Annotated in this window: 20 protein-coding genes; 3 read left to right on the forward strand and 17 right to left on the reverse strand. The window is 41.0% G+C overall.

What is annotated here, in order from left to right:
- The first annotated feature begins 237 nt into the window (after positions 1 to 237).
- Both KJS58_RS14390 and KJS58_RS14395 read left to right on the forward strand, forming a co-directional pair.
- Positions 238 to 1,557: an effector binding domain-containing protein gene (locus KJS58_RS14390; protein ID WP_283771288.1), complete on the forward strand. Its 1,320-nt coding sequence runs from the start codon at positions 238 to 240 to the stop codon at positions 1,555 to 1,557.
- 296 nt (positions 1,558 to 1,853) lie between these two features.
- Positions 1,854 to 2,429, forward strand: a complete 576-nt coding sequence (locus KJS58_RS14395) for a GNAT family N-acetyltransferase (protein WP_213533299.1) — start codon at positions 1,854 to 1,856, stop codon at positions 2,427 to 2,429.
- A gap of 113 nt (positions 2,430 to 2,542) precedes the next feature.
- On the opposite strand, the gene KJS58_RS14400 is transcribed toward KJS58_RS14395, so the two are convergent.
- From KJS58_RS14400 to KJS58_RS14410, 3 genes are all read right to left on the reverse strand, one after another.
- Positions 2,543 to 3,901: a serine hydrolase domain-containing protein gene (locus KJS58_RS14400; RefSeq protein ID WP_213533301.1), complete on the reverse strand. Its 1,359-nt coding sequence runs from the start codon at positions 3,899 to 3,901 to the stop codon at positions 2,543 to 2,545.
- Positions 3,894 to 4,379 carry a MarR family winged helix-turn-helix transcriptional regulator gene (locus KJS58_RS14405; RefSeq protein ID WP_213533303.1) on the reverse strand — a complete coding sequence of 162 codons (486 nt, stop codon included), beginning with the start codon at positions 4,377 to 4,379 and terminating at the stop codon, positions 3,894 to 3,896. The genes KJS58_RS14400 and KJS58_RS14405 overlap by 8 nt, the downstream gene beginning before the upstream one ends.
- A 1,447-nt stretch (positions 4,380 to 5,826) precedes the next feature.
- Positions 5,827 to 6,198 carry a DUF3139 domain-containing protein gene (locus KJS58_RS14410; protein WP_213533305.1) on the reverse strand — a complete coding sequence of 124 codons (372 nt, stop codon included), beginning with the start codon at positions 6,196 to 6,198 and terminating at the stop codon, positions 5,827 to 5,829.
- Between the two features lie 404 nt (positions 6,199 to 6,602).
- Between KJS58_RS14410 and KJS58_RS14415 the strand changes: the two genes are divergently transcribed.
- Positions 6,603 to 7,088 (forward strand): hypothetical protein, encoded by a 486-nt coding sequence (locus KJS58_RS14415; protein WP_213533307.1) that lies wholly within the window; start codon positions 6,603 to 6,605, stop codon positions 7,086 to 7,088.
- Positions 7,089 to 7,294: 206 nt separating this feature from the next.
- Here KJS58_RS14415 and KJS58_RS14420 read toward each other — a convergent pair whose 3' ends face one another.
- The 14 genes from KJS58_RS14420 to KJS58_RS14485 form a co-directional block, all read right to left on the reverse strand.
- A complete protein-coding gene (locus KJS58_RS14420) occupies positions 7,295 to 8,023 on the reverse strand; it encodes a YwiC-like family protein (protein ID WP_213533309.1) in 729 nt (242 codons plus the stop codon).
- A gap of 28 nt (positions 8,024 to 8,051) precedes the next feature.
- The gene (gene modB / locus KJS58_RS14425; RefSeq protein ID WP_213533311.1) at positions 8,052 to 8,720 is read right to left on the reverse strand and encodes a molybdate ABC transporter permease subunit; all 669 of its coding nucleotides are present in this window, start codon (positions 8,718 to 8,720) and stop codon (positions 8,052 to 8,054) included.
- A 2-nt stretch (positions 8,721 to 8,722) separates the two neighbouring features.
- Positions 8,723 to 9,532 carry a molybdate ABC transporter substrate-binding protein gene (gene modA / locus KJS58_RS14430; RefSeq protein ID WP_213533313.1) on the reverse strand — a complete coding sequence of 270 codons (810 nt, stop codon included), beginning with the start codon at positions 9,530 to 9,532 and terminating at the stop codon, positions 8,723 to 8,725.
- Positions 9,533 to 9,543: 11 nt separating this feature from the next.
- A complete protein-coding gene (gene moaA, locus KJS58_RS14435) occupies positions 9,544 to 10,554 on the reverse strand; it encodes a GTP 3',8-cyclase MoaA (RefSeq protein ID WP_213533315.1) in 1,011 nt (336 codons plus the stop codon).
- 51 nt (positions 10,555 to 10,605) lie between these two features.
- Complete coding sequence (locus tag KJS58_RS14440) at positions 10,606 to 11,097, reverse strand: molybdenum cofactor biosynthesis protein MoaE (protein ID WP_213533317.1); 492 nt, start codon at positions 11,095 to 11,097, stop codon at positions 10,606 to 10,608.
- Between the two features lie 27 nt (positions 11,098 to 11,124).
- The gene (moaC, locus tag KJS58_RS14445; protein WP_213533319.1) at positions 11,125 to 11,610 is read right to left on the reverse strand and encodes a cyclic pyranopterin monophosphate synthase MoaC; all 486 of its coding nucleotides are present in this window, start codon (positions 11,608 to 11,610) and stop codon (positions 11,125 to 11,127) included.
- 11 nt (positions 11,611 to 11,621) lie between these two features.
- Positions 11,622 to 11,852 carry a molybdopterin converting factor subunit 1 gene (moaD, locus tag KJS58_RS14450; protein ID WP_191797455.1) on the reverse strand — a complete coding sequence of 77 codons (231 nt, stop codon included), beginning with the start codon at positions 11,850 to 11,852 and terminating at the stop codon, positions 11,622 to 11,624.
- Between the two features lie 26 nt (positions 11,853 to 11,878).
- Complete coding sequence (locus KJS58_RS14455) at positions 11,879 to 12,910, reverse strand: ThiF family adenylyltransferase (protein WP_213533320.1); 1,032 nt, start codon at positions 12,908 to 12,910, stop codon at positions 11,879 to 11,881.
- Positions 12,911 to 13,034: 124 nt separating this feature from the next.
- Positions 13,035 to 13,715 carry a respiratory nitrate reductase subunit gamma gene (narI, locus tag KJS58_RS14460; RefSeq protein ID WP_213533322.1) on the reverse strand — a complete coding sequence of 227 codons (681 nt, stop codon included), beginning with the start codon at positions 13,713 to 13,715 and terminating at the stop codon, positions 13,035 to 13,037.
- Positions 13,712 to 14,374, reverse strand: a complete 663-nt coding sequence (gene narJ, locus KJS58_RS14465; RefSeq protein WP_213533324.1) for a nitrate reductase molybdenum cofactor assembly chaperone — start codon at positions 14,372 to 14,374, stop codon at positions 13,712 to 13,714. Before narJ ends, narI begins: the two co-directional genes overlap by 4 nt.
- A gap of 39 nt (positions 14,375 to 14,413) precedes the next feature.
- Complete coding sequence (gene narH / locus KJS58_RS14470) at positions 14,414 to 15,886, reverse strand: nitrate reductase subunit beta (RefSeq protein ID WP_160032174.1); 1,473 nt, start codon at positions 15,884 to 15,886, stop codon at positions 14,414 to 14,416.
- A complete protein-coding gene (locus tag KJS58_RS14475) occupies positions 15,876 to 19,556 on the reverse strand; it encodes a nitrate reductase subunit alpha (RefSeq protein ID WP_213533326.1) in 3,681 nt (1,226 codons plus the stop codon). The genes narH and KJS58_RS14475 overlap by 11 nt, the downstream gene beginning before the upstream one ends.
- Before the next feature lie 128 nt (positions 19,557 to 19,684).
- Complete coding sequence (gene mobB, locus KJS58_RS14480; RefSeq protein WP_213533328.1) at positions 19,685 to 20,269, reverse strand: molybdopterin-guanine dinucleotide biosynthesis protein B; 585 nt, start codon at positions 20,267 to 20,269, stop codon at positions 19,685 to 19,687.
- 264 nt (positions 20,270 to 20,533) lie between these two features.
- Complete coding sequence (locus KJS58_RS14485) at positions 20,534 to 22,075, reverse strand: nitrate/nitrite transporter (protein ID WP_213533330.1); 1,542 nt, start codon at positions 22,073 to 22,075, stop codon at positions 20,534 to 20,536.
- Positions 22,076 to 22,165 lie beyond the last annotated feature (90 nt).

Consider the following 22,165-nt stretch of genomic DNA (forward strand, 5'->3'; position numbering starts at 1 on the left):
TTAAAGCAAACGGGAAACGATAGCACCATGACAACAGGTTGCCGGAGCTTCGGCAGCCTGTTCGACTACCGGGCAGGATTACGTACTAACCGTGTTTCTCCGCCAATATGAGAAAAAACATCGAGAAACCAATTGTTCTCCATGCTACAATGAACGCCATGGAGGTGCACATCCATAGACTATAAGCAAAGAATTCAATCCGCACTTAATTATATCGAATCGCATGTACAGGAAGACATTCCGTGTGAGTCACTTGTAGCGTTAGCCGGCTTCTCTAAGTCACATTTTTTGCGTGTGTTTGAGGCGTACACCGGCTTCACCGTCATGTCATATGTACGCGGTCGCAAATTAGATCTTGCTGCCGAACGATTAAGGAATAGCAATGATAAAATAACGGAGATCGCATATGACTACGGCTTCGAATCCCATGATGTATTCGGAAGAGCTTTCAAACGCGTGTATGGAATAACACCAGAAAACTATCGGAGGGGACGGTTTCTTTTGCCTACATTCCACGCTGTTAATCTCGCACTGCAGCAACAGGGAGCTGAAGCCTTGATAAAAACCAAGCCACATACGATGATCGTAACAAAACCAGCGATGAAACTAATTGGGATAGAATGCCGATTTGAAGATGGTGTATCTTCGCCCGATCTGTGGAAACAATATTTCGAAGAATGGCAACAAACTTTCGGCAATATTGCACATTTGCGGGTTGAGTCAGAAAAAGAAATTGATTATGCACTGACTGTAGATCGAGACGAAAGCGGGTACACCTATTTTATCGGGATCGAAGTGACAAGCGTAGACCATGTACCGTCAGGGACCATAGCACGTCTCATCCCTAAAACGAAATATGCCATATTCACAGCGATTGGACCCGTTGAGGAGTCGATAGGACGAACGTATGACCATATTTTCAAGGAATGGTTTCCAAGCTCGTCCTTTCAAACAGCTCCCGGTCCGATCATGGAACACTATGATATGCGTTGTGCTACCCATCTCGGCATACCACCTGAAAAGCATGAAATGGATATTTACATCCCAATCGAACCCGTCAAAACAGAAACAAAAGAAATTATTGAACTTCAACCTTACCGAGCAGCATATTACAAGGCTGTGGGCACGAAGGGAAGGAAGTGGCACCAAATAAAGAAAGAAGCATTTGACGTCATGATCGCTTGGACATTATCGCAAGGTATTGATCAATCTAATCTGCGAATTCGAGCGCATAACAACGGAGGTGCTCCGGAGGAGGATTTCTATTACGAGGTTTATATGGACGTTACAGGGATAGATATCTCAATAACAGAGGATTCACTTATCAGCCTGATAGATTTTGAAGGCGGATTGTATGTCGTCACTCCCACACTTCATCGTATGTTGGAGCCGACAGGAGAAGCATTTTGCAAATGGTTTGACCAGCAGGAGAAATATAAAATGACGGGTGAATGGTTCGAGGAATTCTTTATTCATGGCGGAAAAGTTACTTTGGACACACTCATCAGAATACATTTTGAAGCGAAGAGATTGTTGGTTACTGAGGGGAAACTGTAGCTCAATAAAAACAAGAAGGAGCCGATCATATTGATCGGCTCGTGAGCAGCAGCTAGTGTCGGGTGACAAAAACATAGTAACAATAGAAGCCGCTGATTAAGCGGCTTTTTAAATTTATGTTATCAAGTTCTTGTTTAAAACCCAATGACAATAACTTGATAACATTCCCGACAGATGACAAGAACATTGTTACATTCCCGATATGTTTCATTGAGGGCGTCTAATAAAGATAATTAGACGCCCTTTCATTACTCTATTCCTGCTTTGTATTCCTTCTATATATTAGGAGGATATCAATGAGTAACTTACAAAATATGAGTAAAAACATCTTTACTATAGAATGCAAAGATATATTTTTGAGGGAGTATATGATTGAAGATCTAAATGAATTACAGAACATTACCTGGCAACCCCATTTCAATGAATTTTTGATTGATTGGAACGTATCCAGAGAACAGCGGGAAGAATGGATAACGAATTATGAAATACCAGATAACAAACGGTTTCTAAATGCTGTATCAAAAGATGGAGATATAGGGCAACTCCGTTTACGAATGGGTATAATATCCAAAGGGACTGGTAAGTTTATCGGCGTGTGCGGTACAGGAATATTGGATAGAGTGCCATCACCCAATAGAGAGATCTTTTTTGGGATTTCAAAAGACCATACAAACAAGGGTTACACGACCCAAGCCGCAAAAGGATTAATTAAGTATTTCTTTGAAAATACCAATGTCCAGGATGTCATTGCTATAGCTCAGATACGTAACGTTCCATCGAATAAAGTGATACAAAAATGTGGTTTTGAATTTCAAAACAATATTGAGATTGAGAATAGGAAGTACAATTATTACCAACTTAGAAAGAGATAGTTGCGCTAACGGTAAAACGTTAGTTCAAGAAAAATAAAGAGGCAGCCGGTCATAAAGACCGACTGTTCTTCATTCAATTAACGGGTTGTATAGAGAGAGTATAAAAGCTGTAGTTAATTGATGCGCTCTGCTGTTTGCACTTCGGTACCATCATAAATTTTTACTAATTCCTTGCCGTCTTCCGTTGTAAAATCAACATTTACTGATAATCCTCTTAAGAAGAAGTTTTCCTCTGTTTTAGCGTGTAATTCGAGTTTCATTGAACCAGGCATCTTGATAAAAAGTCTATTGTTTTCTAATAAAACATGAATGATTAAATCAGGATGTTCTGTTAGTACATAATCGCCGACAAGACGTTTTAAAACATCTTCTGGGAGAAGTTGGGCACGTTCTAAAGGAGGTTTTTCCTCAGCAAGTTTATAAGGCTCATTGAAAGTAGCTTGCTCAATTGCATGTAAGACTTGTTGTTCAAAGTCGAAATCTTGTTCTTTATTTCTTAGTGCGATAATGACAATATCATGATCGATGAAGCGTCTAAGGCTTGTCGCATAACCTGGCCAACCGCCACTATGCCAAATTATTTGACCTTTTTCCTCATCATCCTCCAAAATCCAACCAAAACCATATTTAAATGGTGACTCAGTTTTTGTCATTGCTGGTTTATAAGCTTCTTTTAGTAAATCATCATTGATTAAATTACCTGCGCTTAGAGCACGCTCATAAAGATATAGATCCCTAACAGTTGATTGAATACCACCGTCACCAAGCATTCCATCTAAATAGGTAACCATTTTTGACTCCTCAAAATCATCTGCCAAAATATGCTCACCTGCATATACATCGTAGACATAACCGTATGCATAATCATCAATTTCGATATTCTCTTTTCTAACGCCAATGGCTTGAGTACGAGCCATATTAAGTGGTTTAAAAATGTTCGCTTGTAAAAAATCAGCAAAATCCATGTCAGTTACGCATTCGATGATTAATGCAAGTAAAATATAACCAGTATTGCTATATTCAACACGCTCATTTGGTGCAAATAGACGCTCAGGTTTGTATTTGATTAAATACTTGATTAAGTCATCATTATCAGCGATTTTCTTTTTATCCCAGTTCAACTCAAATAGATCTAAATAATCAGGAAGTCCGCTCGTGTGATTAAGTAAGTGTCTAATTGTAATTCCTTCATAAGGAAGATTAGGTATCCATTTCTCCACAGAATCATCAAGACTTAGCTTACCTTCCTGGATGAGTAGTAAAATTGCGGTTGCTGTAATTGGCTTTGAAACAGATGCAAGGTTGAAAACAGATCGTGATGTTAATGGACGATTTGTTGACAGTTCAGCATCACCGAAAGCTCCTTCATATAAAATCTCGCCTTTTTTAGCGACAAGAACCGTCCCATTTAATAATTCTCTTTCCTTAATATCATTGAATAAACTTTCTAAGTTAGCCTTTGTGTTAGACATGATTAGTTTCCTTCCAATCTTGTTTTTCACATTTATTTTCTACAATCTTACTTAGCTTTGTGAGAATTCTTTTGAGTTCTTCCATTTCACTCAATTCCATTTGCGAGTAAAAACGATTAATAATTTCTCGATTTATTTTTTCTTCCTTTTCAAAATATTTGGTTCCTTTATCTGCTAGTTGCACAAGTATTTCGCGTCTATTTTTTGGATTAATTGTCCGCACTAAATAATTTTCATCTTCGAGCTTATTAACAATCTGTCCAACAGCACTCGATGTTATTTTCATTAGTCGAGCAATTTCTCCAATAGAAATTTTTTCGTGATCTTTAACAATATTCATTAGAATTGTTTGATTATTAGAAAGATCATCATCGAGTAAAGATTGATACTCTTTTATGATTATTTTATTCATTGTATAATGCATCTCGTTTATTTCGGTAACGAGTTCAAATAATTTATCTCCCTTACTTTTTTTCATATATTAAATCCCCTTCACTATCAATATAACTTAAATATAAAGTATACTTTAATATAAATCAATTTTAACTTATATAAGTTAATCCATTTTCCTTGTTCCAGATCTAAAGTCAATGACTATAACAGTTATTTACTGTTTCGGGTTCCCTTTACTACAGGTACATATTTACGTTTGTGTGTTAAACTAACAGAAAAACGTTAGTAGAAAACAGCAGGGAGCAGCTTGCCATTTGGCAACTGCTCCCTTTTATTAGGACAGCCTATGTGTTTCTTGTATTTCAACTAAATTCTAGATGTAAATTTCTGCATTGTGATTGGAGGTTATTATCCTATATAGTTAATGCTTCAAACCTGCCTAACGAAACCAAAAATCACAACATTCAGGATTGTCGGACACATACGAACGTTTAAGTTTCTCAAAATCCTTGGTATATTTCTTATGCCTAATTAGCTATATGAGGAGGTGGAATTTATGAGAGAAAAACTAAATTTTTGGTCTTTCTTCCTTTCAATAATTTGTTTAGTTTCGTATTTGACAATGCCATATTGGATCGAAATCTATAGACTTATCCATAAAATATCCGTCCCAGACGCCTTTAATATTGTTTACATCCTTTCATTAACTACTTTAATCCTTGGAATAATAGGACTAACAGGTGAAAAAAATTTAAAGTCTGTTTCAAGAGGAATAGTAACTATCTTAATCACATTCAGCATAACAGGATTTCTGAGCTTCTTGATGTGGATACAACAATCTTTCTTATTTTAATGAAGTAATTACTTCTTAAAGGCATTATACTGAAAAATCACATAAAATTGGAGGCAACTGTTTGAAGATTAACCTTAGCGTAATTAGTTATGTAGCTTATCTATTAGTTATATCGACCACATCTTTCTTATTTTACTGGGTATTCAAGATATGGATAGAAATGGGAAGATTCACAGCAGCAGATGCCCCACCAGGTGACATTGGTGCAACAGAAAAAGTATTTTATAGTTTCGTTATACCGATTGGGTACTTTGTTATCATGACCTTACTTTCATTTGTTTTTCGTCGCTACTTAATAAAATATTCAGTTAATCTGAAAACAATATTTATACTCGCAATAAATGTACTCATTACTGTCTACTTAATAACACAATTCACAATCTTTTCTTTTAGTTAATTTCTATAGGAGCCGAATGATTGTTTTATTAGGATAACTCATTAAGCTAATGAAAAACGATAGTTGAACACAGCACGGAGCAACTTGCCAGTTAGCAACTGCTCCCTTTTATTATGCAAACCGGCAATTATACATACCCACTTGGAAGCCACATTCATTGTATCTATGATTACGTTATACTCACTTTTATCAAGCATTATCCGTTTTTATAAGTAATAGATAATGATAAATTAATTCAATTCACTAATATTATAAGGATGATGCCATGACTGGTAGCATCTTTTATTTAATAGTCCTATGTTTAATAGCTTTTCCAGTACTGTATCCAAATTGTCTGATTTCATCTTCGTCATTTATCTCATAAAGATAAGTACTATCCGGTTCATTTGAGAATACCACTGAAATTCGATATCCAGTTGCTGCTTTATCTTTATTCTTTGGTTCACGTTTTGAAGTAACATGTAAGATATCACTCTCTGAATATCCTTTTTCTTCAACTAAGTAATCTTTAACCTTTTCCTCAGTATAAGCAACAATCTCTGGATCATTCTTCGGTGGAGTTTGAATATAAATTATGAAACCAATTACAAGAATTACAAGCCCTAGAACAACTCCACCACCAATCAACATTATTTTCTTTAAAATTTTCTTCAAAAAAATTCTCCTCCATCTAAAATCAATTAATATATATTAACAAAGCATTTCTAATAAAAGTAGAATAAAACTAGCAATAAATAGAATATTATTACATAAAAAAGATAGAAAGTTATTTATATCAGAAGGATAGCCCGTTAACTGTGTTTTTTGCGAATTATTACAAAATAATATTGTGCTAATATGAATTTACAGAAGTTGACTATAATGGACTAAACAATAATCTTATCTTCGTTCAACTTACGGAGAAAACGATAGTTTAAGAAGAACAAGTAAGCAACCGATCAACAGCCCAGTTGCTTTTTTTAAGCTATTGTACAGTTTTGCATAATATCATAAACCATTCTCTTGGAACATTCCTCCATTTACAAACGTCAATAACTGTTGAAAAGGGAGGGATTATTATGAAAAAAATTATAATTTCACTGATAGCAATGAGTTTTATTTTAGCAGGATGCTTTTCTATTCAAACGGAAAAACCACCAGTGATTGAGAAAGATAAAGAGAAGTTTGTGACCGAGAACGAAAATAATCTTACTTTGGATAAAGTGACAACCGCTCTAAAATCTGAGGGAATTGAAATGTTTATAAAGGAGCAAAAAGATGATTGGGTTTTGAATAACGTTAAGTCCAATAGGTTTTTTGTGGTTCGACCAAATGTAAAAGAAGTTTATAAAGAATACATTTCAATTTACGTTTATAATTCAGAGACTGCTCGAGAAGAAGGACTAAACGATTTCAATACTCAGAAGGAAAAATATGATATGAAAATACCAAACATTTTCGAATACAAAAATGTTCTTATCCTGTATTGGCATCATGAAAACGTAGACAATGCGAAGGATGCGAAATTTAATAAACATATTGAAATGGCAATTCAAAAGATTTAAATTTAGGATTTCGACTTGAACTAACGTAGAGACGTTACAAAAATAGCATGCGGCAGTTGCTCCATTTTCCAACAATAGAATCCCATGATCCCGTTATTATGGTATAAAAAATAGACCGCCATCACTCGGGGAACGGTCTATTTCTCGTCTAATTCTCGCGATTATTACACTTATACTCTTTTTCTCGATGATAATTAATGTCCTCTTCAATACACTAACCACGAGATGATAATAAATTGTAATGCCCCAATCACCTCCAGAATTCCTGCTTTCATTGGCTTCATTGATTTTCCTGAGAACAGATAAGCACGCACGAGTGGGAAAATAAACGGTAACATCATCCAAGGTTGGCCTAATATAAATGGAATGATGAGAATCAATATATGATAGATTTTCGCTGCTTTTTCCCAAGCTGAATTGCCTCTTTCCCGGAATATCGTTTTCACGAAGAGCGCTGTTCCCATGAAGTAAATTAAGTTATAGATCACAATAGTCAGCATCTCTGCATCCCAAGTGCCGCCGCCATACAAGTAAGATGCAGCTCCTCCTAAGGAAAAGATCACAATGGCACAGAAATCATTCAAAATAGCTCTTTCCGCTTTCTCCTTGACATGCCATATGTTCACACTTAATAAGATCAGGAATGGGATTCCAAAATAAAACAATTGAGGTTTGTCAATAAGAGGATATAGGAGTGCTGCTATAGCAATTACACCATAAATGACGGCGTATTTTAATAAATGCGTCCGCTGTTTTTTTCTTTTTATCGCCTGTAATAAAGGATACGAAGCTAAGTATAAGAACAACCACGCTATAAATAAAAGTATGTGACTAAAGCGGGGTGTCCCTGCCATCACGCCAAATAAGAACGGAACACTAATCATGGCCCATCCCCCATGTTCATGAGGAATGACAATTTTATTTTGCTTCTTCATCGGTATGATTCTCCCCCTCTCTGTTTATTTAATCTGTTTTTTTCATTCTCGTCAGGAGCAGAAGTAAAAACGAAATAAGAATGATAGAGATCGTCCAGAGCCAGGCCATCGTCATATTACCAGATTCCACTGCTACAAAAATGGCCGTTGGAACCGTTTGTGTCTTGCCCGGGATATTTCCCGCAATCATAAGGGTTGCACCGAACTCCCCAAGACTGCGTGCGAAACTAAGAATATAAGCGGTCATTACCGAAGGAAGAGTTATAGGTAAGGTAACATAACGGAATAACTGCCATTCATTCGCACCACTAGACCGCGCTGCATCCATAAGATTCGTATCAATGGCCTGAATCCCGGTCTTCATCGTCTGGTACACCAGCGGAAAAGATACGACTACGGAAGCAATGACTGCAGCTCCCCAGGAAAAAATAATCGAAGTAGAAAATATACTTTCTATAACCTGTCCAATCCAGCTGTTTCTACCGAGAAATACAAGCAGCAAAAAACCGATCACGGTCGGAGGTAATACCAGTGGGAGCATGAATAACGTCTCGACGATCACTTTCCCTGGGAATCTTGAAATAGACATACGCCAAGCAAAAAAAACACCAAAACATGTACTAAGGACACTGGAGATCGCAGCGACCTGCAGGGAGAGGCGTATTGGACTCCATAGCTGCATAAAGTCTATATCCATGTTTACTCACCAGGAGCCGAGAAACCATACTTTTTAAAAATAGACATTGCTTCCTCCGATTGCAAATAGGTGTAGAATTCCATAACCTCTTGTTTATTTGCTGAAGAATGAATTACGCCTACTGGGTATTCAATGGGAGTATAGAATGAGGGATCCACCGTAAAGGCAATTCTTACTTTATCTGAAGAGAGAGCATCTGTCTTGTATACAAAACCTGCCTCTACATTTTTCGTCTCCACATATTGCAGAACCTGACGCACATCTTTCGCTTGAATAATTTTGGACTCTACATCTTCCCATACGTTTCCATGCTGAAGTGCTTCTTTTGCATACTTACCTGCTGGCACGGTTTCAGGAATCCCAATGGCTACATTGCTAACTTCCGTTCTCAGCAAATCGTTCACATCTTGAATCGTTGTCTTGTCATCCGCTGCGGTAATCACAGTAAGTTCATTCGTGAGCAGGGTAGTCTGCTCGTCCTCTGCAATTATTCCTTGCTGAGCAAGAGCTTCTATATAGGATTTGGATGCAGAAATAAACAGATCAACTGGTGCCCCTCGCTCAATCTGCTGCTGCAATGCTCCAGATCCACCAAAGTTAAAATAGATCGTAACATTGGAGTTTTCTGCTCTATAGTTATCTTTAATTTCTTGCAGAGCATCGGTTAGACTCGCTGCGGCAGAAACCGTAATCTCTATTTCTTTACCATCTGTCTGCTTCTCAGCCTGTTGATTCCCACATCCCAATAATAGCAGAAAAATTGTAAAAAAAAGAACAACATATTTCATATTTTTCTTAGAAAAAACCCCCATACTTACCCCTCCTAACCACCAATTTGTGACATTCTACGGTGAGTTGGCGTATGAGTTGTTTCTTGTCCACCCTGTAGGAACTTGTACATTTCATGATGTTCGGGCTTCGTACCAATCGCCTCCAGAAACATTTGCCGCAGTGCTTCGTCATCCCCGATTACATTTCGGACTTGGAATTGTTCAGTCCATGCTAGACAAGGCTTGATATACCCATCAGCGGTAAGACGCAGACGGTTGCAAGACTGACAGAAATGTTCACTAACCGGATGAATCAAACCAAAACTGCCGACGGCATCTTTCAGTCGATAATTCTGTGCGGGTCCATTTCCCTTTACATTGTCTACACTTTCATAATCCCATTCCTGCTGGGTGCATACTTCTTTCACTGTGCTGAGTGGCAAGTAAAGGTTTTTCCACTGTTCATCACTGTGTCCTATTGGCATATATTCGATGAAACGCACATGAATATCCCGATCTTTCGTCAGGGAAATAAAATCAGCGATTTCATCATCATTAATCCCTTTCATGAGTAGTACATTCAGCTTGATCGGAGTCAGTCCCACTTTGAGACAGGTATCAATGCTGTTCAGCACCTTTTGAACGTTGCCTCCGCGTGTAATCATTTTAAACCGATCTGGGCGTAAGGAGTCCAAACTTATATTCACACGTGTCAGGCCTGCTTCTTTTAACTTCGCTGCACGAGGTCCTAGAAAAATCCCATTCGTTGTAAGAGCAATATCTTCAATCCCGGGAATATGGGAGATCATATCCACTAGTTTCTCCAGTTCTTTTCGGACAAGGGGTTCTCCTCCTGTCAGTCTGATTTTGGATATTCCCATTCCTGCAACAACCCGCACGACGTCAGCAATTTCATCATAAGTAAGTATCTTATCGGAAGGTTCAAATTCCATTCCTTCTTCCGGCATACAGTAAACACAGCGCAAATTACAGCGATCTGTCACTGATATTCGTAAGTATTCATGTTTTCGGCCAAACGAATCTACGAGACGAGGTACTGTCATCCGCTCATCAACTCCTTTCTTATAAAATAGGGTGGTTTGTTACCATATTACTTATGCATTGTCCGTTTCTTCTTTGGATAGATCATGAAGTAAAGGACGGCCTTCTGGATAGGCAACTTGGTTTAATTGATCTCCAATCCACTCTGAACCATCTTCGCCGTATTCTTTTTTCCAGATCGGTACAATCTGTTTAATCCGTTCAATGATATATTCATTCGCTTCATAAGCCGCTTTTCGGTGGGGAGAAGAGACCGCAATCGCAACGGCAACATCAGAAATTTCGAGCCTGCCTATACGATGGGTGATAGCTACACATGTATCTGCCCAGCGTTCGCGTACTTCCTCACCAATACGTTCTAATTGTTTAACTGCCATAGAGGGATAAGCTTCATATTCCAGAAATAAGGTACGTTTACCAAAGGTAAGTTCCCGTACTGTACCTAAAAACAGGGTAATTGCTCCTGCTTCCCTGCGTTTTACTTTGCTTATCACTTCATCTGCTTCAATAGGTTGATCGGTGATCACGAATAATGAACTGTCCACTTTCGGCCTCCTTTCTTTCCGTAAATCTCATGGATTTTGACGATGGTAGTCACCGCTTTTTCCGCCTTGCTTGCGCGCTAGATAAGTAGGTCCGAGAATCATCCCTTTATCTATTGCTTTACACATATCATATATCGTTAATCCTACGGTTTGTGCTGCTGTTAAAGCTTCCATCTCCACACCTGTTACGCCGGTTGTCTTCACTGTCACTTCAAAAGATAGGATCTCATCGCTCACGAATTCAAAGGTAATATCAATACCTGTTAGCGGAATCGGATGACACATCGGAATAATATCGGATGTTTTTTTTGCAGCCATGATTCCGGCAATTTGGGCTACAGCAAGGACATCGCCTTTTTCCATAGAACCTTCTTTAATTCTTTTTAATGTTTCGGGCTGCATTTGGATTTGGCTTCTCACCACAGCAATCCGTTTGGTTTCTGTTTTATCCGTAACATCAACCATATGAGCCCGGCCTTGTTCATTAAAATGGGTTAGTTTATCATTACTCATCGTCATACTCCTTAGCCGCCGCTAACGGGTGGAAGCAAAGCTACCGTATCGTTAGGACCAATCTGATCTTGGTCATCTGCGAATTGTTCATTTACTGCGATCATCACGTGATCGAGTAATAGCTCAGGGTAACGTCTTTTCATCTCTAATCGAAAGTCAGCAACTGTGGTCGAACCCAGATCTAAGTCTAATTCATGAGTTCCTAATTGCTCACTTAAATGCGCAAAACATAATATTTTCATAAAGGACCACCTTCTTTAACATAAAGTCACATCACATATCGCTGATACAGTTTCTTAGCTTCTACAGGATCCGAAGTACCATGAATTAGTGCCCGTCCATCTTGAAAAATAACAAGCCTGAAATTCCCTTCTTCGATCTGAATAAGATGAGGAGTCACTCTTACGCCAGTATCTTTCCCCATTGCACGCTTAGCAACACCTTCTAAATCAAGTAATTCTTCTCTCGGATAACGGACCCATACAGAGGTTCGGCCACATAATACCTCCGTTTTTATCTCTGTATCATACCCCAGGTAAGGATAAGTCGGCTCGGCTCCACAGGTTTGACAGGTGTGATGCCCTGCATCATCATGAATCCGGATCGCCTGTGACATATTCGTCCACAGATCAAATACCATAAAACGATCAGACATCAACCTTTTGTTCCCGGTCAGCCATTTGAGCGCTTCGGCAGATTGCGTAGAAACCACCCTTTGTACGGCAGGTGCAATAATCCCCTCGATGTCACAAGAAGCAGAACCAAAAGGCATGCGCTTCAGTAAGCAATGAAGACAAGGTGTTTTTCCAGGGATAAAGTTATACACCGCACCAAAACTACCGGAGCATGCTCCATAAATCCAAGGAATTTGATAGCGATAGGATATATCATTAATCATATAGCGGATAGGAAAATGGTCCGTCGCATCCAGAATTAAATCGATGTTGTGATTCTCCAGAATGTTCTGAAGGTCCCGTGCCGAACAATCCATTACATACGGGTTTACACGAATATCTGAGTTAATCTGCTGTAATCGATTTGCTGCTGCAATCGCTTTAGGAAGCTGCTCGCTTACATCTTGTTCCGCATATAAAGATTGACGCTGCAGATTGCTCCATTCCACCACATCACGATCAATGATCGAAATCATACCTACTCCTGAACGAGCAAGTATTTCCGCATTCCCTGAACCAAGCGCACCTGCACCGATGATGAGTACATGCGCATCAGAGAGAAGCTGCTGCCCCTGTATACCAATCGGCTGAAAATTCTCCTGTCTGCTATAGCGACCCTGATTCACACGATCTCCTCCTTCCTCTATCCCCTGTTTAGAAAAAAGCGGCATGGATTCCGCTAAGCGGACCATGCCCTTTTCAATACATCCGAATCATATGATATCTATATATAATATTTAGAAAACCCTATTAACCCCGTTTGCGATACACTACATAGCTGCGACTCAAATATTTGATAGGCATGCTGAGCATATGCACAAGTCTTGTGAAAGGGAATACCGCAAATAACGATAGTCCCAGAACTACATGAATTTGGAAAATGAGAGGCACCTCGCTCATGAGTGCAGCATCCGGTCTAAAGATGAGCACCCCTCTAAGCCATGGACCAATGGTCTCCCGGTAATCAAACTCCCCGCTGCCCGCCATATTAAAGAGAGTAGCACTCATGCCAACAACGACAATGAGGGTAAGGAGAATGATGGATAACATATCTCCAAAGCTGCTGGTTCTCCGAATACGAACGTCAGATAGACGGCGAACAACAAGAATAATACAACCAATCAGCGTCATGATTCCGGCAATGGTCCCAATCGAAAGTGCCATTAAATGATAAACATGATCTGAAACTCCGAGTGATGAAAGCCAAGATTTAGGGATAAGAATACCACCTACATGACCAAAGAAGACAAGGATAATTCCAATGTGGAACAAATTACTTCCAAGACGCAGCTTCTTCTTCTCTAAGAGTTCACTAGATTTCGCTGTCCAGCCAAACTGATCTGTTTGATAGCGATAATAAAGACCCACCAAAAATAAGATGAGTATGATATAGGGATAAATCACCCAGAAAAATTGACTCCCCCAAGTCATGAGGTTCCCTCCTTAACTTGTCCATATCCGGCAGCAGCCCACATCGGACCGCAGCCTTGTGCAGAAGGCATGCTTCCGCATGCAGCCGGAGCTGATATTTCGATTAACCCTTCCGTGATACCGGAATGATCCAGTATCCACAGTATGGCTTCCATAACATATCGATAAGGACTATTTTGCTTATCTAGTGCTGATTGCAGCTGTTCGAGTGCTTTACGGAAAGAGACTAAAAGCCCTATGCCTCTGTCCATCTCTGCAACAGCCACATATTCAAGCACCAGCGGCAGAAAATCAGGTAATTCATCCGTATCCATGATCATGTCCTCTTCTTCATAAAGCTGCTTCAAACGCAGCAAGGCAGGACCACGTTCCCGATCTTCACCCAGTTGTCCATAAGTTAGATACAAATTTGATTTCTTATTAAAATCAAAAGTCTTAACATAGGCGGATGTAATTGCCTCTGCATCCATACCAGCAAAGGAGGCAATACATTCACCAGCTAAGGTTTGCAGAGTATCTCTCACTTCTTCGTTCTCTTCCTGGATCAAATGGCACCAGTCAACATACATGTCATCTGACGTTTCTTGCCATGTTGCATCCGGGTATTGCAATAGCTGTGAGAAGAGCATCCAGCTTGAACGCAGCGTTATCTCTTTCATATCCGATCACTCCTTTTCGATTTGATGGAAACGTAAGATTCATCCGCCACAAGGCCCAGGTCCGCCTGCCATATTCGTGAACCCGCAGCCTCCTTGTTCGGAGTAGAGATCTGCGAATTCCTCTCGGTGTGCGGAAGGAATGACAAATCGATCTTCGTATTTCGCAATTGCAAGTAAACGGTACATTTCTTCTGTATCTTTTTCCGTCATACCGAATTGTTTCAGTATGTCAAGATCAGGTGTTTTGTTTAAGTTACGAGAACGCATATGTGAACGCATAACAGCCATCTTTTTCAGCACATTCGTAACCACATCGGTATCTCCAGCAGTCAGTAAGTTTGCCAGATACTGAACAGGAATACGCATGTCATCAATTGCCGGGAACATATCTTCCGGTGTTGCGGATGCGCCTTTCCCTTCCACCATGTTCGTAATTGGGCTGAGCGGCGGTACATACCATACCATTGGCAATGTCCGGTATTCCGGATGAAGCGGAAGTGCAATTTTCCAGTCGACTACCATCTTGTAGATCGGTGAACGCTGTGCATGCTCAATCCAGTCTTCTGGAATATTCGCAGCTCTCGCTGCTGCAATCACTTCAGGATCGTTCGGGTCCAGGAATACATTAAGCTGTGATTCATAGAGATCTTTCTCGTTTGTAACGGATGCAGCTGCTTCCACTTTGTCCGCATCGTAGAGCATAACGCCCAGGTAACGAATTCTTCCTACGCAAGTCTCGGAGCAAATCGTAGGCAATCCTTGCTCAAGCCGCGGGAAGCAAAGTGTACATTTCTCTGCTTTGTTTGTTTGCCAGTTGAAGTACACTTTTTTATATGGACAGCTTGATACACAGAATCTCCAAGAACGGCAAGCATTCTGATCAACCAGAACGATTCCGTCTTCATCCCGTTTGTACATTGCTCCAGAAGGACAGCTCGATACACAGGCTGGGTTAATGCAGTGCTCACAAATACGCGGCAAGTACATCATAAATACCTGTTCAAACTCCATACGAACGGATTCTTGGATCCCCTTCATATTCGGATCTTCGTAGCCAGACTCATGTACGCCGGCTAGGTCATCCTCCCAGTTTGGTCCCCACTCAAGGTTCATATATTCACCAGTAATCTGCGATTTCGGACGTGCAACTGGCTGGTGTTTAAGCTCAGGACTCTGCTGAAGTTTCTCATAATCATAGTCCCATGGCTCGTAGTAATCATCGATTGTTGGTTGATCCGGGTTGTGGAAAATATTTTTCAGGCGATTCGCACGGCTGCCTGAACGAAGTTCAAGCTTGCCGTCTTTTTTCAGTTCCCAACCGCCTTTATATTTATCTTGGTTCTCCCATTGTTTTGGATATCCAATACCTGGCTTTGTCTCTACATTGTTGAACCACATGTACTCGGCACCTTTACGGTTTGTCCATGTGTTCTTACAAGTGACCGAGCAGGTATGACATCCAATACATTTATCTAAGTTCATGACCATTCCGATTTGCGCTTTAATCTTCAAGCCAGTTCACCTCCTCAAGTTTGCGGATCACAACATACAGATCCCGTTGGTTTCCTGTAGGGCCATAGTAGTTAAATCCGTAGCTCAGTTGGGCATAGCCGCCAATCATGTGCGTTGGTTTCACGTGAATCCGTGTCGGACTGTTGTGTGTACCACCGCGTGTTGTCGTCACATCGGTTGCAGGCACGTTAATTGTGCGGTCCTGCGCATGGTGCATGTAAGCCATTCCGCGAGGCATACGGTGCGTGACAACGGCACGAGCAACGACCGCACCATTTTGGTTGAAGCACTCAATCCAGTCATTATCTTTAATATCTGCGTCTGCTGCATCGTCCTTATTGACCCAAATCGTTGGTCCTCCGCGGAACAAGGTGAGCATTGGCAGAGAATCAAAATACATACTGTGAATCGACCACTTACTATGCGGTGTCATGAAGTTCAGTACAATTTCTTTCCCTTTCGTCGCTGGACGTTTTTTATTGGTATGGAAAGGTGCATGTTTCATTGTCGGTTTATAAATCGCCATGTTTTCACCGAACTCTGTCAACATTTCATGATCAAGGAAGTAATGCTGACGACCTGTAAGCGTACGATAAGGAATTAGGCGCTCTACATTTGTTGTAAATGGTGAATAACGACGACCATGTTGTTCAGAACCACTGAAAGCAGGTGAAGTGATTACGGTTTTTGGCTGTGTTGTAATCTCGTTGAAAGTAAATCGTTCTTCCATCCGGTCTTCCGCCAGATCTTTCAGTTTAAGTGCTGTTTTTTGCTCTAGGGATTCCCAAGCTCTAACCGCCATCTTACCGTTACTTGTCGTGGACAAGGACAGGATGGCTTCCGCCATATGACGGTCTGTTACGAGTTTCGGACATCCTTCGCTAATACCAGGTTCGTCCACTACGCCATTCACTTTTTTCATCAGTTCATATTCTTCTGCTGCAGACCAGTTAATGCCCTTGATACCATAAGGTTTATCTTTGATGTTAGGTCCAAGTGCTGTCATTTTCTTATACACAGAAGCATAATCACGTTCTACAACTACAAACTTCGGCATGGTTTTGCCTGGAATTGCGTCAATCTCACCTTTGCTCCAATCCAAAATTCGGCCGAAAGGCTGAGACAATTCATCTGGTGTATCATGCTGAAGCGGAACTGCTACAAGATCACGCTGAGGTTCTGTGAACTGGCTTTCTGCCATTTCAGAGAATGTCTTCGCAATCGTCTTAAATGTCTCCCAGTCCGACTTCGATTCCCATAGCGGCGCTACTGCCGGATTAAATGGGTGGATGAACGGATGCATATCTGTAGAAGAAAGGTCGCTCTTCTCATACCAAGTCGCTGCAGGAAGCACGATATCGGAATAAACCGCTGTTCCGGACATGCGGAAATCGATGTCTACCATTAAGTCAAGTTTGCCTTCCGCTGCGTTGTCATGCCATTTGATTTCCTTCGGACGAATCGTTTCGGAATCATCATTCAGCAGTCCGTTGTGTGCTCCAAGTAAATATTTCAGGAAGTACTCATGACCTTTACCAGAACTTGAGATCAAGTTCGCACGCCATACAAACATGACTTTTGGATGGTTTACTTCCGCATCTGGATCTTCAATTGCAAACTGCATTTTACGATCTTTCAGCTGCTCAGCAACATAATTTGCTACACCTTCCGGTGTATTGTGACCTTTCTCGGAAGCTTCTTTCGCAACTTCAATCGAGTTTCTATTAAATTGCGGATACGAAGGCAGCCATCCTAGACGAGCAGCCATGACGTTGTAATCCGCATAGTGAGAATAACGTGCTCCATCTACCAAGGCAGATGTATGTCCATCTACTGGATTCGATTCAAATCTCCACTGATTCGTAGCAAAATAGAAGAAAGATGTACCATTTTGCTGACGTGGCGGCATCGTCCAGTCACGTGCAAACGCAACGTTAGCCCAGCCTTCTGCAGGACGAAGTTTTTCTTGTCCAACATAGTGCGCCCAGCCTCCGCCATTCACACCTTGGCAGCCTGTCATTAATACAAGGTTCAGTACACTGCGGTAGATGGTATCGGAGTTGTACCAGTGGTTAATACCGGCACCCACGATAATCATGGAACGACCTTTACTATCCACTGCATTCTGAGCAAATTCACGCGCAATTTGAATCACAGATTCACGATCTACGCCTGTAATCTGTTCTTGCCATGCAGGTGAATATACCGTGTTCGCATCATCGTAATTACTTCCGTTTACGGCATCAACACCGTAGTGGGCAAGCATCAGATCAAATACGCTAGTTACTCGGTACGTTTCCCCATTTGGAGTCGTAATCGTACGGTATGGAATATTACGAGTAACAACAGTATTTCCTTCGTCGTCAAAATAAGGGAACTTAATAGTTAGTTCACCGTCAGCTGTTGTACCAAGCCCAAGCTGTGGAGAAATTTCTTCCCCAGTAAGGGTATCCACCATTTCGAGGTTCCATTTTCCTTCTTCTCCCCAGCGTGAACCGATGGTTCCGTTCGGGATGCGAAGCTCGCCTGAATTCTCATCGATCAGTACGGTTTTCCACTCTGCATTATTGGTATCCACACCAAGATCTTTTGCAGTCAGGAAGCGATTTGCCGTAAAGGCGCCGTCTTTCTCATCCAACATAACGAGGAATGGGAAATCCGTATATTTTTTAGAATATTCATTGAAATAAGGTGTGCTTTGTTTCACATAGAACTCATTTAAAATAACGTGGCCCATTGCCATCGCCAGTGCTCCGTCCGTTCCTTGTTTTGCTGGGAGCCACTTATCTGCGAATCTTACAAATTCCGCGTAGTCCGGACTAATGGATACCACTTTCGTTCCACGGTACCGTGCTTCTGTCATGAAGTGAGCATCCGGTGTTCTCGTCATCGGTAGGTTTGAACCCCATACTAGCAAGTAGCTGGAATTGTACCAGTCACTACTTTCTGGAACATCGGTTTGATCCCCCCAAATTTGCGGTGATGCCGGAGGCAAATCTGCATACCAGTCATAGAAACTAAGCAGCGGAGATCCCACAAGAGAAAGGAAACGAGATCCTGCTGCATAACTTACCATGGACATCGCAGGGATTGGAGAGAATCCAATGATGCGGTCTGGTCCGTTCTGCTTAATTGTGTGCAGCATGGAAGCAGAGATGATCTCGGATACTTCATCCCAGGATGCGCGGACCATTCCACCTTTACCCCGTGCTGATTTATATGTTAATTTTTTGTTCTTATCTGCAACAATCGAATCCCATGCTTTCACAGGATCCTCATGCTCACGTTTCGCTTCTCTCCATAGTTCAAGCAATTTACCGCGAATGTATGGATATTTCACACGCAGCGGACTATAGAGATACCAAGAAAAACTTGCTCCACGCGGACAACCGCGAGGTTCAAATTCCGGCATATCCGGCCCAGTTGTAGGATAATCAGTTTGCTGTGTTTCCCAAGTAACAATGCCGTCTTTAACAAAAATTTTCCAGCTGCAAGAACCTGTACAGTTGACACCATGTGTTGAACGTACCACTTTGTCATGTTGCCAACGATTCCGATACATTTCTTCAGAAGAACGGTCGGCAAGAGTAACTTCACTCCATCCTTCCGAGTTCTTTTCGCGCTTACGGAAAAATTTTAATCTTTGTAGTAGAGGATTGGTTTTATTCATCTTCCCAGCTCCTTGCGCATTTTGATACTTCTATTGTATACGCAAGGTTAGGGTGATTAAGAGGGGGGAACTCCCCCATTCCAAGGTAGGGATTCCCCGATGTTCATGTACTGAATGCGAGGGTGAACTTATTTCTCGGATAGAAGAGATAATGCGAGGGAAATAGAGTGCTGAAGGACTGTCGTTTCGTTATTCATGAAAATGATCGGAATCTCTGCATAGCCGTTATCTCGCTGCCACTGAATTCCTTCTAAGACGAGAGATTCCTGCCAGCTAAGGAATAGCTTGATATTAGACGCTTGCCTCAGCAAACTTTCCATATCATTGTGATCACGAAGCAGTGCTATTTTGGGATAAGGAGCTTTTTTGAAGCCTTCCGCAAGCAAAAGGTCTACTCTTTCCTTCATGTGCTCCGCAATTTGATCCAGAGAAGTCTCCGATTCTCGCATCATACGAGTCGCTGTCTGCGATGTAAGTACGGTTTCTACTGCGCCGCTGGCCAGATGTTTGGAACTATCTGTACCCGCAGCGTCCAGCTCAAATGTATGTGCATCATGCTTAGCTGAACCAACACGAACTCCTTTTGCTGTTAATACGGAAATTAACTTGCAACATAAGGTAGTTTTGCCGCTATTCTTATAGCCAATCACCTGCAGTACAGGCAGACTGCCTAGGCTTGACGCCCCTTCCTCTTGATTCGTTCCTGATAACATAGCAGCACCCCCTATTCTTTAATTCCATTTTACATCATCATATCATCATGTTCAGGCAGTCGCCCTTTCGGTTAGATCATAAGATCATATTCCGCACAGCCACACAGAACATAGGGAACTCCCCCATACCCGACGGCTATAATGCGGAAATGGCTGTGAAGCGCCTAAGCTCCACAGCCAATGTCCTATAGGATACTTTGCATGAACGTCACCTGTACATCTATAGGTATCCACTCATTCTCCGGTGATTCATGCTTGTATCCTTTATTTTTGTTTTGTATTTCCGTCTAACTTAAGTGAAGCATTCTGAACTTCTTTTGGATCCACTTCACTAAATACACCAACATAATAATTAGTTTCACCAACATCATTTTGAATGGCATTAATCGTCAGATACTGCAGATATAGATTTCCGTTCTTTTTCTTGTTCCAAATGTTGCCTGACCAGGAATGCTTCTCTTTAAGCTGCTTCCACATCACATCATAAAATGGTGTCTCATGTTTACCTGATTTCAAAAACCCAGGTGTTTTTCCGATGGATTCTTCAACAGTGTAACCGGTAATCTCAGTAAAGGCCGGATTAATTGTCTGAATGATTCCTTTAGAGTTCGTCACAAGTACAGCTTGCGACGTCGTGTTTACGATTTGTTCAGCAAGTTTCATACGATCTTGCCAGTACATATAAATTACGAGAAGGATACTGCACAAGGAAACCATCGACAAAGCCATGAATCCGATCGCGTAGTGACCTGTAATTGCAAACAGGGAGGAGAGCATTAGCGGCGGGAAGAAACCACCGAGTCCCCCTAGGGCTGAAATGAGACCATTTGCAATCCCTGATTGTTTTGCAAAATAAAGCGGAACTAGTTTGAAAATCGTACCGTTACCAATCCCTGCACATAGTCCAATGAGCAAGCATCCTACAGTAAAGATGGTAATTCCTGGAGAGAACGCAAGAATAACACCGCCAGTGGTTAAACCAGTGAACACGAACAGCAAGATTTTGAATGGGTTGAATTTATCTCCAAGCCATCCTCCTGTTGTACGCATAAATGTTGCAAGCGTTATGAATCCAGCTGCGCGCAGTCCTGCATCTACTTTACTGATTCCAAAGTTGTTCACGAGATGATTCGGCAAGAACACCGTGAAGGCAACGAAAGCACCAAAGGTAATAAAGTAGAAGAAGCATAATAACCACAGCTTTTCATTTTTATATACACCTTTAATTTGGTCTTTTAATGATGTATCCAGTTTTGATTCTTTACGATCACCAAGGAAGAAGTTAGCAAGGATAAAGACAGCAAGTACAATCATATAAATTTGCACCGTAGTACGCCATCCAAACTGCTCAGCAAGTACCGGTGCGAAGAACGTACTAAGTGCTGACCCTAAGTTACCAAGTCCATAAATACCATTAACGAGACCATGTTTTTCTTTTGGATAGTATTTAGGCAGTGAAGTAACACCGACAGAGAATGTTGCACCTGAGATCCCCAGGAACAAACCTCCAATAATTAAATCAATGAAACTATCTGCTCGGCTGATGTAAAATACCGGGATCAGCAGTACAAGGAAGCTGACCAAAAACATATTGCGAGCTCCATATTTATTGGTCCAAAAACCAAATGGGATTCGCAAGATCGAACCAAGTACGACAGGTACTGCGGTAACAAGAGACAGTTGTCCTGGCGTTAATGGAATTCCGTCCTTAATAAATACGATTAATGATGATAAAATACCCCAAACCGCAAAACCTAAGACCAAACTTAGGGTTTGTAAGGGAAGTATTGCTTTAGGTGGTTTCATGACCTATCCTCCTCATAAGACTCTAACTGCTATGATTTCATTATCCTTATAGGGAGGGCGAAAAAGAATTGGGGAATTCCCTCAATTGTT

Origin of the sequence: Paenibacillus sp. J45TS6, assembly GCF_018403285.1 — a bacterium.
GTDB lineage: Bacteria > Bacillota > Bacilli > Paenibacillales > Paenibacillaceae > Paenibacillus.